We start from the raw sequence: 2,491 nt of genomic DNA, 5'->3' as shown, positions 1-2,491 counted from the left end.
GGTGGGGAGAAACCCCAGGCCGTCGCAGCGGCCACCGCCGCCGGTCGGATCCGGCCCGCCAGGGCCGGTACGCTCCGGTCTATGCCCCGCTCTGTCGCCATCGTCACGGATTCCACCGCGTATCTGCCGCCGGCGGCGGTCCAGTCGCACGGCATCACCGTCGTGCCCCTGACCGTCGTGATCGCCGGCGAGGCGCTACCCGACGGCACCGGCGACTCGGCGCGGCGGCTGGCCGACGCGCTCCAGCAGCGTCAGCCGGTGACCACCTCCCGGCCGAGCCCCGAGACGTTCGCCGCCGCCTACCGGGCGGCGGCCGCGGCCGGCGCCGACGGCGTCGTCTCGCTGCACCTGTCCGCCGAGATCTCCGGCACCCACGACGCCGCGGTGGTGGCCGCCCGCGAGGCCCCCGTGCCGGTGCGGGTCGTGGACAGCGGCCTGGTCGCGATGGCCCTCGGATTCTGCGTGTTGGCCGCCGCCGAGGTGGCGGCGGCCGGCGGTTCGCTCGACGAGGCCGTCGCGTACGCGCGTAAGCGGGCCGAGGCCACCCGCTCGTACTTCTACGTCGACACCCTGGAGCACCTGCGTCGCGGCGGCCGGATCGGCACCGCGCAGGCCCTGTTCGGGTCCGCGCTCGCCGTCAAGCCGCTGCTCGAACTGGCCAACGGCCGGATCGAGTTGACCGAGAAGGTGCGGACCGCCTCGCGTGCCATAGCCCGGCTGGAGGAGCTGGCGGTCGCGCACGCGGGCAACGGGCCGGTGGACGTGGCCGTGCACCATCTGGCGGCCGAGGAGCGGGCGGCCGGGCTCGCGGAGCGGCTGCGGGAGCGGCTTCCCGGCCTCGCCGAGCTGCATGTCAGCGAGGTGGGCGCGGTGTTGGGGGCCCACACCGGGCCCGGCCTGCTGGGCGCGGTGGTCGCCCCACGCTAGGCCGTCGCCTCCGGGTCGACGGCGGGCGCCGGACGGCAACGGAGGGCGCCGGACGGCAACGGGCGGCAAAGAGCGGCAACGGACGGGGCGCGTCGGCTACTTCACCGCCACGAGACGCTCCACCGCGGCCGTCACCAGCTGTTCACGCTCCGCCTCGGTGAAGACGTCCGGCAGGGTGAGCTGCTCCACGATCAGCCAGTTCAGCGTCAGCATGAGCAGCTTGACGGCCGTGGCGTCGCCGGGGAGGCCGGAGGCCGCGTGATGGGCGACGTTGGCGTCGACGTCGGCCCGGACCCGCTCGGTGAGGACGTCGCGCAGTTCGGGGCGGCGGGTGGCCTCCAGGCGGAGTTCCAGCAGCGCGAGGTAACCGGTGCGGAAGGCGGCGACGCGGCCCACGAGTTCGCGCATCAGGGCGGCGTAGGTCTCCCGGTCGCGGCCGGCCGCCTGCTGGCGGGCGACGGTGGCCTCGTCGGGTTGGAGTCGCTCGTAGACCCGGGCGCCGGCCTGGGTGAACAGGTCGTCGCGGGTGGCGAAGTAGTTGGACGCCGTGCCGGCCGGAACGGCGGCCTCGGCATCCACGGCCCGGAAGGTGAGGCCGCGGGCGCCGTCCCGGGCCAGTACCTCGATCGCCGCGTCGACGAGGGCCGCGCGCCGCTGGGCGTTCCGTCTCACCATTGACACCACTCCAGTTGTAGTACTACGTTCAAACCACTTCAAGCAGAGTACTACGTATGGAGACCGCTTGCGAAAGCTCGTGTACTACATCGCCGTCTCGCTCGACGGCCGCATCGCCGGCCCCGGTGGCGAGGCCGACTTCTTTCCGCAGGGCGACGAGGGGCAGGCCGCCGCCTACGCGAACCGGATGAACACCCTGTACCCGGACACCGTCCCGACCGCCTACCGCGCGGCCGTCGGCGTCGCGGACGCGCCCAACCGGCTCTTCGACACCGTCGTCATGGGCCTCGGCACCTACCGCCTCCCCCTCGACAACGGGATCACCAGCCCGTACGCGCACCTGCGCCAGTACGTCGTGTCCAGCACCCTCGAACCGGACATCGACCCGGCCGTCACCGTCGTGCCTGGCGACCCGCTCGCCCTGGTCCGCGAGCTCAAGCGCGAGGCGGACGCCGGCCTGGACATCTGGCTCTGCGGGGGCGGCCGGCTCGCGGGCGCGCTGTTGCCCGAGATCGACGAACTGCTGGTCAAGACCTATCCGGTCGTCGCGGGTGCCGGAATCCCGGTGGTCGACGGCGCCTTCGACCCCACCGTCTTCGACGTCGCCGAGCGCACCGCCTTCCCCAACGGGGTCACTCTCACCCGCCTCACCCGCCTCACCCGTCCCGCCGGCCGTTAGGTCGTGTCCGTGGCGGTCCTGTCGGCCGCCCTCACTCACACGAGTGAGCGAGTTATCCACACGTCCGCGATCGTCCACAGATCCACGGCCTGTTCCGATGTGCCCGGGAAATCCGTTCTACCGTCCGGGACATGGAGACGAGAACGAGACGAGCGGCACGGGCCAGGGGGCCGGCGGCCGGCCGTGGTCCCGGTGAGGGCGGCCGGGGCG

The 2,491-nt window shown here is 73.3% G+C and carries 3 protein-coding genes; 2 read left to right on the top strand and 1 reads right to left on the bottom strand.

The genetic code is table 11. The features are described 5' to 3' along the window. The first annotated feature begins 81 nt into the window (after positions 1-81). Positions 82-927 carry a DegV family protein gene (locus E1283_RS35160; protein WP_132822224.1) on the top strand — a complete coding sequence of 282 codons (846 nt, stop codon included), beginning with the start codon at positions 82-84 and terminating at the stop codon, positions 925-927. 96 nt (positions 928-1,023) lie between these two features. Here the strand turns inward: E1283_RS35160 and E1283_RS35155 are convergent, their stop codons facing one another. Further along, complete coding sequence (locus E1283_RS35155) at positions 1,024-1,602, bottom strand: TetR/AcrR family transcriptional regulator (protein WP_132822223.1); 579 nt, start codon at positions 1,600-1,602, stop codon at positions 1,024-1,026. 67 nt (positions 1,603-1,669) lie between these two features. On the opposite strand from E1283_RS35155, the gene E1283_RS35150 reads away from it, so the two are divergent. After that, entirely contained in the window at positions 1,670-2,281 is a 612-nt protein-coding gene (locus E1283_RS35150; protein WP_132822222.1) for a dihydrofolate reductase family protein, read from the top strand. Positions 2,282-2,491: the final 210 nt, after the last annotated feature.

The organism is Streptomyces hainanensis (genome assembly GCF_004348415.1).
GTDB lineage: Bacteria > Actinomycetota > Actinomycetes > Streptomycetales > Streptomycetaceae > Streptomyces > Streptomyces hainanensis.
This window is presented reverse-complemented; position numbering and strand designations above follow the sequence as displayed.

What these genes read in the sequence shown, in the direction of transcription:
- E1283_RS35160 (WP_132822224.1), top strand. Translation starts at nt 82, where the DNA reads ATGCCCCGCTCTGTCGCCATCGTCACGGATTCCACCGCGTATCTGCCG.
- E1283_RS35155 (WP_132822223.1), bottom strand. Translation starts at nt 1,602, where the DNA reads ATGGTGAGACGGAACGCCCAGCGGCGCGCGGCCCTCGTCGACGCGGCG.